This is a genomic window from Sinomonas sp. (assembly GCF_036848755.1).
Lineage (GTDB): Bacteria > Actinomycetota > Actinomycetes > Actinomycetales > Micrococcaceae > Sinomonas.
The window spans coordinates 13879-28567 of record NZ_DAIUJO010000047.1; the positions used below are offsets into that span (position 1 = coordinate 13879).

Genomic DNA, 14689 nt, shown 5'->3' on the forward strand with positions numbered 1-14689 from the left:
CGCGTTTGTGATGGATGGCACAGGCGTTGTGACGTTCTGCGGCCCTTCCGCGGCGGCGTCCGGCGACACGTCAGGAGAGCCGTCGAAGCCGTGCGCGAGCCCTGTCCGCTGCTCGGCGCTCTTGTTCGGCCAACCGGGCCGCGAGCCTTCGAGCGCGCTCGGTGAAGCCCGCCTCCCGTTCGACCGCCTCGAGCTCAGCCTCCAGCTCAGCCACCCGGGCGCGCAGCTCGTCGAGTTCTTTCGAGACCCCGTCTCGGCGCGCGGCGGTCTCGGAGACGCTCCGTTCCGCCTCGCTCAGTTCCGCGGCAGCCTGCTCTGCTCCCCGCTCAGCTTCCTCGAGCTCGGCCTGGGCCTCCGCGCGCTCACGCCGTCGGGCCTCCTCGGCGCGCAGCTTCTCCGCCTCCGCCGCGCGCCGCTCGGCGTCTCGATCGCGTTTCCCGGACTTTGGGGCGGTGGCCTCGGGCGCCCCCCTGGCCGGCTGTTCGGACACCGCGTCGCCCTCGCCGCCGCGCGGCGGGAGCGAACCCGGTACGGCCACGGCTCCCGCGAGGTCCACGGGCTCGATGCCGTTGCTCGAGAGCGAGCGGACGAGCTGACCGCTGCGGACGGCGGCGGCCGCATCGGCGTCCGCCATCGCCGCCCGCAGAGTCTGCTCCAACTCGGAGGCAGCCGCATCGCTGATGCCCACCCCCAGGTCCTCGGCCGCCGAGCGCCCCTCACGGACGACGGCGGTCAGGAGGCGCTGCCGCTGTCGGCCCAGCTCCCGCATGCTCACGGGATCCAGCTCTTCCTGCGCTCGCCGCAGCTGCTCTCCGAGGTCGAGAACCTCGGCGAGCTCCTGGGCGCGGCGGCGGGCGAGCATGTTGATGGCCCAGGCCGCCGTCGACGGCTTCGGAAGACGGCCGACCTGCTTGGCGAGCAGGGCGTTCCCTTCTGCCCGCGCCGCCTTGGCTCGCTCATTCCGCGCCGCCGTGAAATCGCCCGGCGGCAAGCCGTAGAGCTCCGAGGCTGCGGCGGCCAGATCCATGGGCCCAGCATAGGCGGACGGCGCGCAGGCGCTGCGGCTACCCGGTGATGAAGAAGGACTGGCCTGGCGAAATCACCAGATGTCCTTCGACTGGTCGCGGTCCGCCGAATCTGCTCGCCTCGTAGGTGCAGGCGCTACCGGCCGCGAGCGCTTCCGCGATTTCCGTGGCCAGTGCGGCGCCGTCCTTCGCCTCGACGTCGTAGAGGATTCCGTCGATGGTGATCCGGGCCATGATGGTCTCCCTTCTTACTCGCCGAGCCCTGGTGTTCGGGCACGGTAACCGTACATTTCGGACTATAGGAGCCGAATCCGCCGAGTGTGAAGGGGCTGAGACGGGCGTGATTCCCGCAACGACGTGAGCCCGCTACCTCTGCCCGACGGGCGAGATGACGAGTTCATCGATGCGGACGTGCCGGGGGCTGTCGAGGACGAATTGGACCGACCGCGCCACGTCGGCCGGGTTGAGCATCTCCACGCGCTGCTCCGCGTCCGGGACGTTCGGCCGGAGGGCGAGGAAGTCGCTGTCCACGTCTCCGGGGCACAGGTGGCATGCCTTGATCCCGTTGGCGCCCTCCTCGTCATTCAACGAGGCGACGAGCATGCCGAGCGCGGCCTTGCTCGACATGTAGGCCGCCCCCGCGCCCGGGGAGAAGCGCCACGCGGACCGAGACGAGATGACCACGATGTCTCCGCCGCCGGCGGACCTCATCCCGGGGAGGACGAGGTCGACGACGCGGGCGACGCCGGTGAGGTTCGTGTCGACGATGTCGGCGAACTCGTCCACCGACTGATCGGACCAGGAGCGCCGGGGCGCGTTCAGCCCGGCCGAGACGACGAGTCCCGCCACCGGCCCCCAGACGGCGGTGATCCGCTCGTGCGCCTCGCTGAGCGCGCGTCCGTCCCGTACGTCGGCGGGAACCTCGAGCGCGTCACCGCCGTGCTGCCGGACGTCGTCGGCGGCGGCGGTGACCGCGCCGGGCCGGCGCCCGCTGATCGCGACCTTCCAGCCCGAAGCCGCTGCGGAGAGCGCAGCCGCCCGGCCCATTCCGCTGCCCCCGCCGGTGACCCACAGGACGCGACCTCCGCCGGCGCCGCGCGTCACCACTCGGCCACCGAGCCGTCGGCGTGGCGCCAGACGGGGTTGCGCCACCGATGTCCCTCGGCCGCGCGCTCGACGACGTACTCCTCGTTGACCTCGATGCCGAGTCCGGGGCCGTCGGGAATCCGCACCATGCCGCCCGAGTAGGCGAAGACGGAGGGGTCTGCGACATAGTCGAGCAGGTCGTTGGACGTGTTGTAGTGAATCCCGAGGCTCTGCTCCTGGATGAACGCGTTGTAGCAGCCTGCGTCGATCTGCAGGCACGTCGCGAGCGCGATGGGGCCGAGCGGGCAGTGCAGTGCGAGGGCGACGTCGTACGCCTCGGCCATGTGCGCGATCTTCCGCGCCTCGGTGATGCCGCCGCAATGCGACGGGTCTGGCTGGATGATGTCGACCGCGCCCGTCGCGAGGATCTCCTTGAAGTCCCACCGCGAGTAGAGCCGCTCGCCCAACGCGATAGGCGTGGGGGTGTTCCGCATGACGTCGAGGAGCGAGCTGGCGTGCTCGGACAGCACGGGCTCTTCGATGAACATGAGCTTGAACGGTTCGAGCTCCTTGATGAGCACCTTCGCCATGGGCTTGTGCACCCGGCCGTGGAAGTCCACGCCGATGCCGACGTTCTCGCCCACCGCCTCCCGGACAGCCTGGACGTTGGCGATCGCACGCTCGACCTTGTCCCACGTGTCCACGTACTGGAGCTCTTCGGTGCCGTTCATCTTGACGGCCGTGAAGCCGCGGTCGACGGCGGCCCGAGCAGCGGCGGCGGTGTCAGCCGGACGGTCCCCACCGATCCACGAGTACGTCCGGATCGACTCCCGGACCTTGCCGCCGAGCAGTTCGTGCACCGGGACGCCGAGTGCCTTGCCCTTGATGTCCCACAGTGCCTGGTCGATGCCCGCGATCGCGCTCATCATGACGGGGCCGCCGCGGTAGAAGCCAGCCCGGTACATGACGGTCCAGAGGTCTTCGATATTGCGCGGGTCCTGGCCCACTACGTAGTCGGCGAGCTCCTCGACGGCGCTTGCGACGGTTGCCGCGCGGCCCTCGACGACGGGCTCACCCCAGCCGGCCACACCCTCGTCGGTCTCGATCTTGAGGAACAGCCAGCGCGGGGGGACGGTGTACGTCGTGAGCGACGTGACTTTCATGATTCTCCTCGTGAAGTTGCTTGCGGCTAACGGGTCGCCTGGTGCCAGGCGGCCATGAGCGCGGCGGCCTGCGTGGCCACGTCGGCGGCGCTCCGGCCGGGCTTGTAGAGGGTCGAGCCGATGCCCGCGCCCGCGGCCCCGGCGGCGACCCACTCGCCCAGGTTCGACGCCGTGATCCCGCCCACGGGCAGGAGCTCGGTCGCCGGGGGAAGCACGGGGCGCCACGCCTGCATCCCGCCGATGCCGACCGACTCGGCCGGGAACAGCTTGAGCGCGGTCGCCCCCGCGGCCAGCGCCGCGAACGCCTCGCTAGGCGTTGCGACGCCCGGATAGCTGCGCATCCCCGCCGCGACGGTCGCCCGGATCACGTCCTGGTCCATGTTCGGCGAGACGACGATGTCTGACCCCGCCTCCTTGGCGAGCTCGACCTGGCCCGCTGTCAGCACCGTCCCAGCCCCCACGGCACAGTCCTCGGGCAGCGCAGCCCTGATGAGCTTGATGGACTCGAGGGGGTCTGGGGAGTTGAGGGGAACCTCGACGTACCTGAAGCCCGCCGCGTAGAGCACCCGGCCTATGTCCTCGGCTTCGGGCGGGGTGATCCCCCGCAGAATGGCAATGGGTCCGGTGGTCATGAAGCCTCCTTGTCGATGAGCCCGAGGGCGACGGCGGTCCGCCACAGTCCCGCGACGACGGCGTCGTCGGGGGCGAGTTCCGACGCGACGCCGGCACGCCCGAGGGCCCGCGCGTACCGCGAGCCGAGCTGGGCGTTGGCACAGATGGTGACGGGCCTGCCGGTTCTGCCCTCTTCCCCCAACCAGCAGCGCGCGAACCGCTCGACCTCCGCGCCGATCATGAGGCCCGACACGTAGTCCTTGACGGCGGCGGGGTCCAGTTCACCGGCCATGACGAGGGTGCGCGCGGAGAAGAGCGACGTCGCGACGTCGGCGGGTGCGGCAGGTGCCGCGCCGCAGTCTGCCGCGAAGACGGTGTCGAGGCCGCGGTCGAAAGCAACGAGGTCGGGACTCGGCGGCTCCTCCGCGAGCCGAGCGATGATGCTGTGCTGCATGACCAGGCCGAAGAGCTCCCCCGTCATCGTGGTCACGAAGTCGGAGACGAGCGTGCCCTCCAGGCGGAGCCACTTGGTGTGGGTGCCGGGGAGAACGACGACGGCTGGCGGGCTCGCGGCCTCGGAGTCGCCGGGCAGAGCCCCCAGCAGCTGGGTTTCCTCGCCGCGGATCACATCCGGATGGTCGGTCGGGCTGTCGTCCCTCCCGTCCTTGAAGAGGCCGGGGATGATGAAGAGGCGACCCAGCGCCGTCGGGACCTCCGTCAGAGATTCCGGGCGCTCCGTCAGATCGACGGGGAGGTGCCGGTAGGCAGCCTCGGCCCACCCCTGATTGCTGCCGACCATGCCGCAGGCCAGCAGCGGAATCCCCGGGGCGGCGCGCAGCCAGTCGCCGCAGAGTTCGGCGAGCTCCTCCTCGAAGGCCGCAGAGCGATTCTCGGAGGAGCGCGAAAGGGGCAGGACGCCTCGGCCGTCGAGACGCCGGTCCAGCACTGCCCCGCCGTCGCCCAAGAGATACGCCCTGCACGAGGTGGTGCCCCAGTCCAGGCCGACCAGGCGAGGAGGGATGTGGTTCATGGTCCGAAGTCTCCCCGTGGCATCCCACGATGTCGAACCACGTCCCAGATATAGGGATGTAGTCTGGAGTCATGTCGGAAGGGAGCCGCGCACACGCGCGAGGAGTCGAAGCGCCGCTGCCCCCGGGAACGCAGACGCTGGCGCGGGGCCTCGACGTCGTCCGCGCCGTGGCCCACGGAGCGAACGATCTCCGGAGCGTCGCCGAAGCCACCGGCATCGGCCGGAGCACGGCACATCGCCTCGTCCAGCTGCTCGAACGCTACGGCTATCTCAGGGTCGCAGCCGGGCGGGACTACGCGCTGGGGCCGGCGCTCATCGAATTCGGGTTCCAGGCGCTCCACCAGAACCCGCTGCCCGTCGTCGCCCGTCCCGTCCTCGAGGAACTCGCCGACCGGGTCCAGGACACGGTGCACCTGGCCATCGTGGATGGCGGCGAGGTCCTCTACCTCGACAAGATCGAGGGCACCCGAGGGGCGGAGATGCGATCGAGGATCGGGCATCGCATGCCGCTCACACGCACAGGAATCGGCAAGGCCCTCATCCTCGACCGAGACGAGGACTGGCCGAGGCTCTACGAGGCCGAGCACCCTCAGGACGCGGCGGGCCTGGAGGACTTCCTCCGCCGCATGCACGAATACGCCCGCCACGGGGCCGCGATGGACCTCGAAGAGAACGAGCGCGGAATCCGATGCGTCGCCGCCCCGATTCGCGACGCAGGATCATCGGTGGTGGCCGCCGTCAGCGTTTCCGCGACGAAGCCCTTCATGCCGGCTCAGCGGATGCGCGGGCTCGTCCCCGTGGTCCAGAAGGCTGCGCGTTCGATCTCACGGTCTCTGGGCTACAGCGGGTGACGGATTCCCTGATCTACCCCTGATCGCCGAAGCTCAGGAGCACCTTGCCGGACGCCGACGCGTCCTTGGCGACCGCGAACGCCTCGAGAGCGTGGTCGAGGTCGAATATGTGGGTGACGACCGCCGAAGGGTCGATCTCCCCCGCGCTCAGCGCAGCGATCACCTCGTCGATCTCGTCGTTGAACCGGAAGGATCCGACAAGCTCAAGCTCCCGGGCGATCGCGGTGGAGACGGGCACCGGCTGGTCTCCCGGCGGAAGAAGCCCGAGCATGACGACGCGGCCTCCGCGCGTCGCCGCCCTGATGGCGGTACGCAGTCCGGGTGCGCTTCCCGAGGATTCGATGACGACGTCGGCATCGATGCTTTCGAGGTCACCGGCTTGGGACGCGAGCACAGTCCGATGGGCCCCGAGTCCGAGGCTGCGCTGCAGCGGCGACTCGAAGAGGTCCGTCACGATGATCTCCCCTGCCCCGCGGCGGGCGAGGACGGCGACAACTAGCGCCCCGATGGGACCGGCTCCCACCACGAGCACGCGCCTGCCGGCGACATCGCCCGCCTGCTTCACCGCATGCCATGCAACGCTCAACGGCTCGATCAGCGCGGCCGACCGCGGATCGAGCCCATCGGGGATGGGCCGCAGCATGCGCGCGGGAAGCGCGACGACCTCCGCGAATGCCCCGTTGCGATGCGGGTGGCTTGCCGCGCTGCCGAGGTAGGTTCCCCCCGGCGAGAGGTTCGGACGGTCGGCTGGGAATCTTGCGCCGTCCTCAGGGCCCGGAGTCGCGGGATGGACCGCGACCCGGACGCCCGCGCCCGGGCCCGTCCCGTCTTCGGCGGGGCGCACCACGCGGCCGATGACTTCGTGTCCCAGGAGCAGCGGATCCCGGAGGATGGACTCGCCCGCCGCGCCATGCAGCCAATAGTGGAGGTCGGAGCCGCAGATCCCTCCGAGTTCTATGGCCACGAGGGCCTCAGCGGACTCCGGTGCCGGCTCGCCGAGGACATCCACGCGGACGTCGTTGCGTCCATGGGCGACGACGCCCCGAATCCCCGTTTTGTTGTGGTCCTGCATTCTTGCTTCCTCTTTCGGGTTTGAGATTCCCGTCTGATAAACCGTCGGCAGGATCCTGCGGACATATGAGGGGAAATCTAGGCCGACACCAATCATAGGGCGGGTAAATGGATTCATGGTCATAAGGGCTGCTTATCCGCCCACGCAATCTACGTCTTATGCAGGGCGCCGACGCATATATAGGGTCGAAAGAAGACCACGACTTCCCCGAACACTCACTTGGAGGAAACATGTCCGAGTACCAGCCGGCTTCCCGGGTCGCCCGAATACGGGAGTCCGCGAGCGTGCTCGCGGCTGGCCGGGTTCGCGAGCTCAAGGCGGAGGGACGCTCGATCATCGACCTGACCGTCGGCGAGCCCGACTTCGACACACCGGACCACGTGAAGCAGGCCGCCATCGCGGCCATCACCGCGGGCGAGACGAAGTACACCGCGGTGACGGGGACGCCCCAGCTGCGCTCGGCGATCCTCGGGCATCTGGAGCGTCGCACCGGCCTCCGCTACGGTCAGAACGAGATCACCGTCGCGGGGGGTGCCAAGCAGGTGATCTTCACCGCGTTCATGGCATCCCTCGACAAGGGCGACGAGGTCGTCATTCCCGCCCCGTACTGGGTCTCCTACCCCGACATGGTGCTGGCCAACGACGGCACGCCCGTGATCGTCCCGTGCGGGGACGAGGTCGGTTTCAAGCTCACACCGGAGGCCCTGGCCGCCGCCATCACGCCCGCGACGAAGTGGTTGATCCTCAACACGCCGTCCAACCCGACAGGCGTCGTCTACTCGCCCGCCGAACTCAAGGCGCTCGCTGCCGTCCTGGCCGATCACCCGCACGTCCATGTCCTGACCGACGAGATCTATGACGAGATCAACTTCGGCGCTGGTCAGATTACGAGTCTTGTGGCCGCCGCCCCCCAGCTTCGCGACCGCGTCCTCGTCGTCAACGGCGTTTCGAAGGCCTACGCCATGACCGGCTGGCGGCTGGGCTACGGCGTCGGGCCGGCTGGCCTCGTCGCTGCCATCAACAAGCTCCAGTCGCAGATCTCCTCCTGCCCGTCGTCGATCAGCCAGGCCGCCGCGGCGGCGGCCCTGACGGGCGAGCAGCGTTTCGTCGCCGAGTGTGTCGCCGCGTACAAAGAGAGGCGCGACGTCGCAGTGGCTGGACTCAACAGCATCGAAGGCCTCTCCTGCACAACGCCCGACGGCGCGTTCTACGTGTACGTCAAATGCGAAGGGGCAATCGGGAAGACCACACCGGACGGCAGCAGGATCGAAAGTGACCAGGATTTCGTCCTCTACCTGCTCGATGCCGCGTCGGTGGCAGTTATCCCAGGGTCCGCCTATGGCCTGGGACCCTATTTCCGCATTTCCTTCGCGACCTCGCTCGAAACCATCAAGACCGGCCTGGAAGCCATCGACAAGGCCGTCCGCTCCCTCAAATAGAACCCTGGCCGAGTTCATCAGAGAATTGAAGAGAGAACCATGGAACCGATGATCCACGTCAAGACCAAATTCGAACGCCCGGACGCTGACGTCGTCGCGCGCCTCGCCGCATTCTCTTCGGCGACGATCCACGAGGCCCAGGGCCGCAAGGGTGCGCTCAGCTCCCGGATCAAGCCGATCGATCGATCCATGTCCTTCTGCGGGCCCGCGGTCACAGTCCGCTGCGCTCCGCGCGACAACCTCATGCTCCAGGTGGCGATCCACTACGCGCAGAGGGGTGACGTCATTCTCGTGGGCGCAGGCGAGTTCCCGGAAGCGGGCACGTTCGGCGACGTGCTCGGCAACGCGATGAAGGCCAAAGGCATTGCGGCGATGGTGACCGACTCCGGCGTGCGCGACACGGCGGACCTCATCGAGCTCGGGCTCCCCGTCTTCTCGGGCAGCATCTCGATCAAGGGAACCGTCAAAGAAACCCTTGGCCCCATCAACCACGCGATCGTCTTCGGCGACGAAGTGGTGTACCCGGGCGACATCCTTCGGGGCGACGCGGACGGCGTCGTCGTCGTGCGGCGCGAGGAAGCCGAGGAAGTCATCGCGCTGTCCCAAGCGCGCGTCGACGCAGAAGACGAACTGATCAAGGCCTACCACGCGGGCGGCACCACCATCGAGCTGTGCAAGCTGACGGACGTCCTGAAGGCAAAGGGTCTGCTCGTCGAGGAGTGAGCCTCCCCCGTAATGGGAGTGGCGTCACTGACGCGACACGACCAACCTCACCTCACCGCCCTGACGCCGCCCGACACGGAGGAGGGCGCCTTGCCCAGGCAAGGCGCCCTCCTCCGTTCTCTGTTCTGTTGAGTGGTTCTGTTGATGGCCCCCACGTTCCCGCGGCGGGTGTTCTCGGGCGGCGCGGGTGGTCACTGCGCGTGGTCAAGGATCCTGTTGCTCGTCTGCACGAGCATCCACTCGGTGGTCGCGCCCGCATGGGTCGGCATCATGCTTCCCTCAAAGACAAACAAGGGTTCGCCGTCGGAATCGAGGGGCTGCCACAGTCCATTGGCAGGGCAATGCGATCCGGTGGCGACAATGACGCCGTGCAGCTTCCGCAGATTCCAACTGGTGTGGCTGATCTTCTTCATTTCAGGCTTCCTCGCGCTGCTAGAACAGGCTTTGCTGGTCTATCGAATTGATCCGATAACTCAATGCTAGGCAGCGAAATCTCGGAAGAATAAGATCAAACTCGAGTGGCTTGATAAGCCGATGCTATGGATGGCGGCGCAGCGCCTAGGCCGCGTCGGTGCCGTAATGCGCGAGCAACTGGCTCTTCACGAGATCGCGCAGGAGGATCAGCACAGCCGATGCAGCTTCGGACATCGGTTCGTGGTCCGCCGTGCAGAGGGCGATCTTGCACTGGAGCGCAGGCTCGACGATCCGGAATGCCTTGTAGCCGTGCTCGGGGAAGAGGGCATCCGCGGCAGACCGGGGCAGGATCGTCGCGCCGAGGTTGGCATGGAGCAGCCGGCTCAAGGACGGGACGGACTCGATCTCGCCTGCGAGTCGGAGGGGCAGGCCCTGCTCGGCGAGGGCCCTGTCCACCAACTGGCGTATCGTGTGATTGCTCTCCGGCAGGAAGAAATCGAGCTTCGCCGCCTCCCGCAAGGGCACGGCACCGTTTGCGTCGACGGCCAACTCGACGTCCGGACTCGTTACGACGTACAGGTCCTCGACGATCATCGTCGTGAACCGGACCCCACGGATCTCGCCGGGTTCGTAGATCAGGGCCATGTCGAGCTTGCCGTTCTTGATGGCCTCGCTCAGGACGCCTCCGACGATCTCCGTGAGGTGCAGCATGATGTCCGGGTAGCGGCGCCTCACCTCGGCGACAATCCTCGGGGCCAGGCTAGAGGCCATGCTGTAGGGAGCGATGGCGATGGAGACGCGCCCAGAAGGCGCTGCACCTGATGTTGCCACGTCCTGACGGGCCTCTTCGACGAGCCGAAGGATCGTCTGGGCATGTCGGTAGAGGGCATGGCCGGCCGCGGTGGGCTCCACGCCCTGCTTGCTCCGGATCAGGAGCCGCTGCTTGAGCTCTTTCTCAAGGGCAGAAACCTGTTGGCTCAGTGCCGGCTGCGCGACATGCAGGGCAGCCGCGGCCTTCGTGATGCTGCCCGAGTCGACGATCTTGACGAAGTACTCGAGCTTCCGCGTATCCACGGTGTCCGCCTTTCGCTGCTGGGCAGGGGGCCGCCCCGTCATAAGCCAAGCATATGCCGGGACAGGGATCATGTCTTTGTGTGACCGAGGCCTCAAACGCTAATTTTATTACACGGTTCGGAACGGTCCAGAGCTGGCAGAAGCTGCAATAAGAATTCCGGCGTTCCCATTCAGCTATTCACGAAACGAGAAACACGTGAACCCGATGATCGATCTCGTCGCAGATCTAGGAGAAGGATTCGGTGCTTACCGGATCGGCAATGATTCTGAGCTGCTGGACATCGTCTCGAGCGCGAACATCGCGTGTGGGTTCCATGCGGGAGATCCCGACATCATGAATGCCACGGTCGCGCAGTGCGTGAGCCGAGGAGTCGGCATCGGCGCGCATCCCAGCTTCCCCGATCTCCGCGGCTTCGGTCGGCGCGCCATGGACCTCGCCGAGGACGAAGTCCGCAACGACGTGGTCTATCAACTCGGCGCGCTCTCGGCGTTCGCCGCCTTCCACGGGTCCCGCGTTTCCCACGTCGCGCCGCACGGCCGCCTGGGCAATCTCGTCGCAGTGCGGCCTGACTACGCGGCCGCCGTGGCGGAGGCTGCGGTCAGGGTGGACCCCGAACTCATTGTCGTCGCCCAAGAAGGTGCGCTCGCGAAGGCAGCCCGCGAACGAGGCCTGCGGGTGGCACTCGTCGGAATCGTGGACCGCGCGTACCAAGACGATGGCACACTTGTTCCCCGCGGCCTCACCGGCGCCGTGCTCCATGATCCGAAGGTCATCGTCGAGCGCACCGTCCGGATGGTCTGCGAGGGGAAGATCAGCACGGTCTCCGGCTCCGACCTCGAGATCCAGGCCGATACCGTGCTCCTGCACGGAGACAACGCGGGCGCCGTCGAACTCGCCCGCGTCATCCGCAGCGAGCTGACTGCCGCCGGCGTCAGCATCGCACCCCTCGCTGAGGTTCTCGCGGCACAGCAGTCGGTGGCCTGATATGGACGATCTGACGCCCTCCCCCCTCGAAGTCTTCGAATCCGGAGACGCGGCCCTGCGCGTCGTGGCCGTCTCGGACGACGCGGAACAGAACTGGAGCACCGTCCATCGCCTCGCCGACTGGCTGGAAGCCTGCGGTGCGGAGGGCCTCCACGGAGCGGTTCCCACCTATGACTCGGTACTCGTCGAATTCGACACGCTGGCCATCTCCGCCCGTCAGGTCCGCGCCTTCGTGAACCTCGCTGCGCGTCAGCTCGGGCTCTCCGGGGACGAGGGCACGCCCTCCCGCCACTTCGACGTTCCGGTCCTGTACGGGGGCGAAGCAGGCCCCGATCTCGAAGCCGTCGCCGATTTCGAGGGAATCTCGTCGGAGGAGGTGGTTCGTCTGCACTCGACCAAGAGCTACGTCATCCGCTGCCTCGGGGCGCCGGCCGGCTCACCCATGATGGACGGGCCAGACTTTCCGGTTCCGGTTCCGCGTCTGAAGGACCCGCGCCTGAGTGTGCCAGCCGGGGCGGTTGCCGTCGCCGGACGCCAAGCCGTCATCGCGCCTGCCGTCGCGCCGGGCGGGTGGCAGGTCATCGGACAGACCCCCCTCACGCTGCTCGACGTGGGACGCGACCCCCTCGTGCCCTACCGGCCCGGGGACACGATCCGGTTCCGTCCCGTGTCCCGGCGTGAGTTCGGGCTGCTCGTGGGCGCGTTCATGGAGGCTCAGTCGTGAGCGGCCAGATCCTCGTCCAACAGCCGGGGAACACCGTGGTCACCGATCTCGGGAGGTTCCGCGGGCCACGCTTCGGCCTTCCTGTGAACGGCGCACTCGATCAGTACTCGGCGAGGGCCGCGAACATCCTCGCCGGCAACGGGGACAATGCCCCTCTCCTCGAGCTGACGGCTTTGGACTTCAGGATGACGACGACGGCGGACCTCCTGATCTCCGTCACCGGCGCCACCGCCGTGCTCACGGTGGGCGGGCGTGCGTACCCGCAGTGGGAGCCGGTTTCGGTCGCGGCAGGCGAAACCGTCGCAGTCCGCGGCATCAACGGAGGCCTGCGCGCCTACCTCGCCATCCACGGCTCCGTGGAGGTGCCGCGGCTTCTCGGCAGCTGCGCGCCGGACAGCGTCGTCGGCTTCGGCGTGCGGCTCACCGAGGGGACGGTCCTGACCGTCCCACGCCCCGTGCCACCGTTCCGTCAGCCCTACTTCGACATGCCCCTCTTCCGTCTCGCGGTGGAGCGCCGGTCCGCGGGGCACGAGGTCCTCGTGGACGTGACGGACGGCCCGGATCTCGCCGAGTTCGGCGAATCGGCCAGCCTTCTGTTCAGCTCCGAGTACACGGTGAGCCCGAGGAGCAACCACATCGGCCTCCGGCTCGGCGGGAGCCTCCCGGAGAGGGTCTCCTCGCGCGAACTGCTCTCCCGTGGAGTCCCAGTGGGCGCGATCGAAGTCCCCTCTCGCGAGGAGCTCCTCGTGCTTCACCGGGGCCGCGGAGTGACGGCGGGCTATCCCGTGCTCGCCGTCGCCACGAGCCTAGGGCTCGACGTCTTGGCCCAGGCGCGCCCGGGCGACAGGATCCGCTTCAGACCCACGTCAGTGGCCGAGGCAACATCGGCCTACCGCCGTTCGATGCTTCAACTCGAAAACCTCCGGCAGTCCGTCACGACCGTCCTCGGTCTCCTGGGTATCGGCGACTCGGCCGGCAGACAGGCTCTGCCAACCGCCGCTTGCGGCTGAACCTGTGCTATCCACCGCGGGCGTTCTAGGCTCATCTCATTAAGGAAGATCATGTCCACACGTCACGAAGCTGCACCAGTGCGGCACGGGCAGCTCACGAGCCGCCAGGCGCTCAAGGTCGTCATCGCGGGATGCGTCGGCATCTTCGTCGAGCTCTATGACAACGGCATCTTCGCATTCATGGCGACCACTCTCTCGTTCGTCTTCTTCGCGAAGGGCGACCCTAATGCGGCGCTCCTCTTCGTGTTCGCCGGGTACGCGATCTCCTTCTTCGTCCGGCCGCTGGGTGCGGTTGTCTGCGGCTTCCTCGGGGACCGGATCGGCCGCCAGAAGCTCCTCGTCTTCGTCATCATGCTCATCAGCGCGGCAACAGCCGCCCTCGGCCTGCTGCCACCGTACGCCGCCATCGGCGTCGCAGCTCCCATACTCCTCGTGACCCTCCGCCTTGTGCAGGGCTTCTCAGTCGGCGGCGAGGCTGCTGGCGCGATGACGTTCCTCGCCGAGCACGCCCCCGAGGGCAAGCGAGGCATCATCACCTCGTATGCGCAGATCGCCTCCTTCGCCGCCCTGCTGACGGGCACCATCATCGGCTTTGCGATGTCTCCGTGGCTCACTCGGGCTGCCATTGACGGAGGCGGTTTCGGCTCGTTTGCCTGGCGCATCCCGTTCCTCGTCGCCATTCCGATGGGCATCATCGGCTGGTACATCCGCCGAGCCATCAGCGACACGCCGAACTTCGTGCGCCTCAAGCAGGAGGGCGGCCTTTCCCGCAACCCATACAAAGAGGCCTTCAAGTCCCGCGAGCACCGCCGTGCCATGTGGCTCGCACTCTTCATCCCGCTCATGAACGGCTCGGGCTATTACGTCCTGTTCTCGTACATGCCGACGTTCCTCACCGGCAAGAAACTGCACTTCACGACCGGCGAAGGCATGCTCGTCACCGCGGTGAGCCTCGTCGTCATCTGCGTCGCGATTCCGATCATGGGCAAGCTCTCCGACCGCCACGGCCGCAAGAAGGTCATCGCGGGCTCGGCCATAGCCATGGCGATCGTCGGCATCCCGTGCTACGCGCTGATCGCGACCGGCAGCGTCGGCCTCGCGATCCTCGGCGCAAGCATCATGGCGATCGTCTTCGCCGGCCACACGGCCGTGATCCACATCCTGCTCGTCGAGCTCTTCCCGACCCGCGTCCGCTACTCCGCCTACGGCCTCGGCTACAACATCTCATCGGCCCTCTTCGGCGGCACGGCGCCCCTGCTCATGACGTGGCTGATCGGCAGCACGGGCAACGTCTACATGCCGGCGTTCTACGCCGTCGTCACTGCCCTCGGGACTCTGGCGGCCGTGAGCACGGTCAAGGACCGTGCGCACGAGCCGCTCCGGGATGCGTGACGTGACCTCCGGCGTCGTCGTACGACGACGGACGCCCTTCCCCGGCCGCCTCGCCGGCGTCGACCCAACCCAGATCTGGAGTACCAATG

Annotated in this window: 16 protein-coding genes; 7 read left to right on the forward strand and 9 right to left on the reverse strand. The window is 67.7% G+C overall.

The genetic code is table 11. From position 1 onward, the window contains the following. Positions 1 to 70: 70 nt before the first annotated feature. The 6 genes from V7053_RS09460 to V7053_RS09485 all read right to left on the reverse strand — a co-directional run bounded on the left by V7053_RS09460 (position 71) and on the right by V7053_RS09485 (position 4916). Positions 71 to 1027, reverse strand: coding sequence for a hypothetical protein (locus V7053_RS09460; protein WP_334172028.1), 957 nt, complete (start codon positions 1025 to 1027; stop codon positions 71 to 73). Between the two features lie 37 nt (positions 1028 to 1064). After that, on the reverse strand, positions 1065 to 1259 hold the full coding sequence (locus V7053_RS09465) for a hypothetical protein (RefSeq protein ID WP_334172029.1): 195 nt from the start codon (positions 1257 to 1259) through the stop codon (positions 1065 to 1067). A gap of 132 nt (positions 1260 to 1391) precedes the next feature. Beyond that, the gene (locus V7053_RS09470; RefSeq protein WP_334172030.1) at positions 1392 to 2129 is read right to left on the reverse strand and encodes an SDR family oxidoreductase; all 738 of its coding nucleotides are present in this window, start codon (positions 2127 to 2129) and stop codon (positions 1392 to 1394) included. Continuing rightward, positions 2126 to 3274 carry a galactonate dehydratase gene (gene dgoD / locus V7053_RS09475; protein WP_334172031.1) on the reverse strand — a complete coding sequence of 383 codons (1149 nt, stop codon included), beginning with the start codon at positions 3272 to 3274 and terminating at the stop codon, positions 2126 to 2128. The genes V7053_RS09470 and dgoD overlap by 4 nt, the downstream gene beginning before the upstream one ends. A gap of 26 nt (positions 3275 to 3300) precedes the next feature. Beyond that, complete coding sequence (locus V7053_RS09480) at positions 3301 to 3906, reverse strand: 2-dehydro-3-deoxy-6-phosphogalactonate aldolase (RefSeq protein WP_334172032.1); 606 nt, start codon at positions 3904 to 3906, stop codon at positions 3301 to 3303. After that, a complete protein-coding gene (locus V7053_RS09485) occupies positions 3903 to 4916 on the reverse strand; it encodes a 2-dehydro-3-deoxygalactonokinase (RefSeq protein ID WP_334172033.1) in 1014 nt (337 codons plus the stop codon). The genes V7053_RS09480 and V7053_RS09485 overlap by 4 nt, the downstream gene beginning before the upstream one ends. 71 nt (positions 4917 to 4987) lie before the next feature. Between V7053_RS09485 and V7053_RS09490 the strand changes: the two genes are divergently transcribed. Further along, on the forward strand, positions 4988 to 5767 hold the full coding sequence (locus V7053_RS09490) for an IclR family transcriptional regulator (protein ID WP_334172034.1): 780 nt from the start codon (positions 4988 to 4990) through the stop codon (positions 5765 to 5767). A gap of 13 nt (positions 5768 to 5780) precedes the next feature. Here the strand turns inward: V7053_RS09490 and V7053_RS09495 are convergent, their stop codons facing one another. Then, positions 5781 to 6839, reverse strand: coding sequence for an L-idonate 5-dehydrogenase (locus V7053_RS09495; RefSeq protein WP_334172035.1), 1059 nt, complete (start codon positions 6837 to 6839; stop codon positions 5781 to 5783). Between the two features lie 230 nt (positions 6840 to 7069). On the opposite strand from V7053_RS09495, the gene V7053_RS09500 reads away from it, so the two are divergent. Together V7053_RS09500 and V7053_RS09505 are read left to right on the forward strand one after the other, a co-directional pair. After that, positions 7070 to 8278: an aspartate transaminase gene (locus V7053_RS09500; RefSeq protein ID WP_334172036.1), complete on the forward strand. Its 1209-nt coding sequence runs from the start codon at positions 7070 to 7072 to the stop codon at positions 8276 to 8278. Positions 8279 to 8317: 39 nt separating this feature from the next. Next, positions 8318 to 9001 (forward strand): 4-carboxy-4-hydroxy-2-oxoadipate aldolase/oxaloacetate decarboxylase, encoded by a 684-nt coding sequence (locus V7053_RS09505; RefSeq protein WP_334172037.1) that lies wholly within the window; start codon positions 8318 to 8320, stop codon positions 8999 to 9001. Positions 9002 to 9192: 191 nt separating this feature from the next. On the opposite strand, the gene V7053_RS09510 is transcribed toward V7053_RS09505, so the two are convergent. Both V7053_RS09510 and V7053_RS09515 read right to left on the reverse strand, forming a co-directional pair. Next, on the reverse strand, positions 9193 to 9414 hold the full coding sequence (locus V7053_RS09510; RefSeq protein ID WP_334172038.1) for a hypothetical protein: 222 nt from the start codon (positions 9412 to 9414) through the stop codon (positions 9193 to 9195). Positions 9415 to 9559: 145 nt separating this feature from the next. After that, entirely contained in the window at positions 9560 to 10489 is a 930-nt protein-coding gene (locus tag V7053_RS09515) for a LysR substrate-binding domain-containing protein (protein ID WP_334172039.1), read from the reverse strand. A 205-nt stretch (positions 10490 to 10694) separates the two neighbouring features. On the opposite strand from V7053_RS09515, the gene V7053_RS09520 reads away from it, so the two are divergent. Genes V7053_RS09520 through V7053_RS09535 form a run of 4 tightly spaced genes read left to right on the forward strand, consistent with a single transcriptional unit; the run spans position 10695 to position 14600 of the window. Then, complete coding sequence (locus V7053_RS09520; RefSeq protein ID WP_334172044.1) at positions 10695 to 11474, forward strand: LamB/YcsF family protein; 780 nt, start codon at positions 10695 to 10697, stop codon at positions 11472 to 11474. 1 nt (position 11475) lies between these two features. Beyond that, positions 11476 to 12198, forward strand: a complete 723-nt coding sequence (locus tag V7053_RS09525) for a 5-oxoprolinase subunit B family protein (protein WP_334172040.1) — start codon at positions 11476 to 11478, stop codon at positions 12196 to 12198. After that, the gene (locus V7053_RS09530) at positions 12195 to 13208 is read left to right on the forward strand and encodes a biotin-dependent carboxyltransferase family protein (RefSeq protein WP_334172041.1); all 1014 of its coding nucleotides are present in this window, start codon (positions 12195 to 12197) and stop codon (positions 13206 to 13208) included. Before V7053_RS09525 ends, V7053_RS09530 begins: the two co-directional genes overlap by 4 nt. 51 nt (positions 13209 to 13259) lie before the next feature. After that, entirely contained in the window at positions 13260 to 14600 is a 1341-nt protein-coding gene (locus V7053_RS09535; RefSeq protein ID WP_334172042.1) for an MFS transporter, read from the forward strand. Positions 14601 to 14689 lie beyond the last annotated feature (89 nt).

Excerpts from the sequence above, each read along its gene's own strand:
- dgoD (WP_334172031.1), bottom strand. The coding sequence starts at position 3,274 with ATGAAAGTCACGTCGCTCACGACGTACACCGTCCCCCCGCGCTGGCTG.
- V7053_RS09485 (WP_334172033.1), bottom strand. The coding sequence starts at position 4,916 with ATGAACCACATCCCTCCTCGCCTGGTCGGCCTGGACTGGGGCACCACC.
- V7053_RS09510 (WP_334172038.1), bottom strand. The coding sequence starts at position 9,414 with ATGAAGAAGATCAGCCACACCAGTTGGAATCTGCGGAAGCTGCACGGC.
- V7053_RS09520 (WP_334172044.1), top strand. The coding sequence starts at position 10,695 with ATGATCGATCTCGTCGCAGATCTAGGAGAAGGATTCGGTGCTTACCGG.
- V7053_RS09525 (WP_334172040.1), top strand. The coding sequence starts at position 11,476 with ATGGACGATCTGACGCCCTCCCCCCTCGAAGTCTTCGAATCCGGAGAC.
- V7053_RS09505 (WP_334172037.1), top strand. The coding sequence starts at position 8,318 with ATGGAACCGATGATCCACGTCAAGACCAAATTCGAACGCCCGGACGCT.
- V7053_RS09460 (WP_334172028.1), bottom strand. The coding sequence starts at position 1,027 with ATGGATCTGGCCGCCGCAGCCTCGGAGCTCTACGGCTTGCCGCCGGGC.
- V7053_RS09490 (WP_334172034.1), top strand. The coding sequence starts at position 4,988 with ATGTCGGAAGGGAGCCGCGCACACGCGCGAGGAGTCGAAGCGCCGCTG.
- V7053_RS09495 (WP_334172035.1), bottom strand. The coding sequence starts at position 6,839 with ATGCAGGACCACAACAAAACGGGGATTCGGGGCGTCGTCGCCCATGGA.
- V7053_RS09465 (WP_334172029.1), bottom strand. The coding sequence starts at position 1,259 with ATGGCCCGGATCACCATCGACGGAATCCTCTACGACGTCGAGGCGAAG.
- V7053_RS09535 (WP_334172042.1), top strand. The coding sequence starts at position 13,260 with ATGTCCACACGTCACGAAGCTGCACCAGTGCGGCACGGGCAGCTCACG.
- V7053_RS09480 (WP_334172032.1), bottom strand. The coding sequence starts at position 3,906 with ATGACCACCGGACCCATTGCCATTCTGCGGGGGATCACCCCGCCCGAA.
- V7053_RS09500 (WP_334172036.1), top strand. The coding sequence starts at position 7,070 with ATGTCCGAGTACCAGCCGGCTTCCCGGGTCGCCCGAATACGGGAGTCC.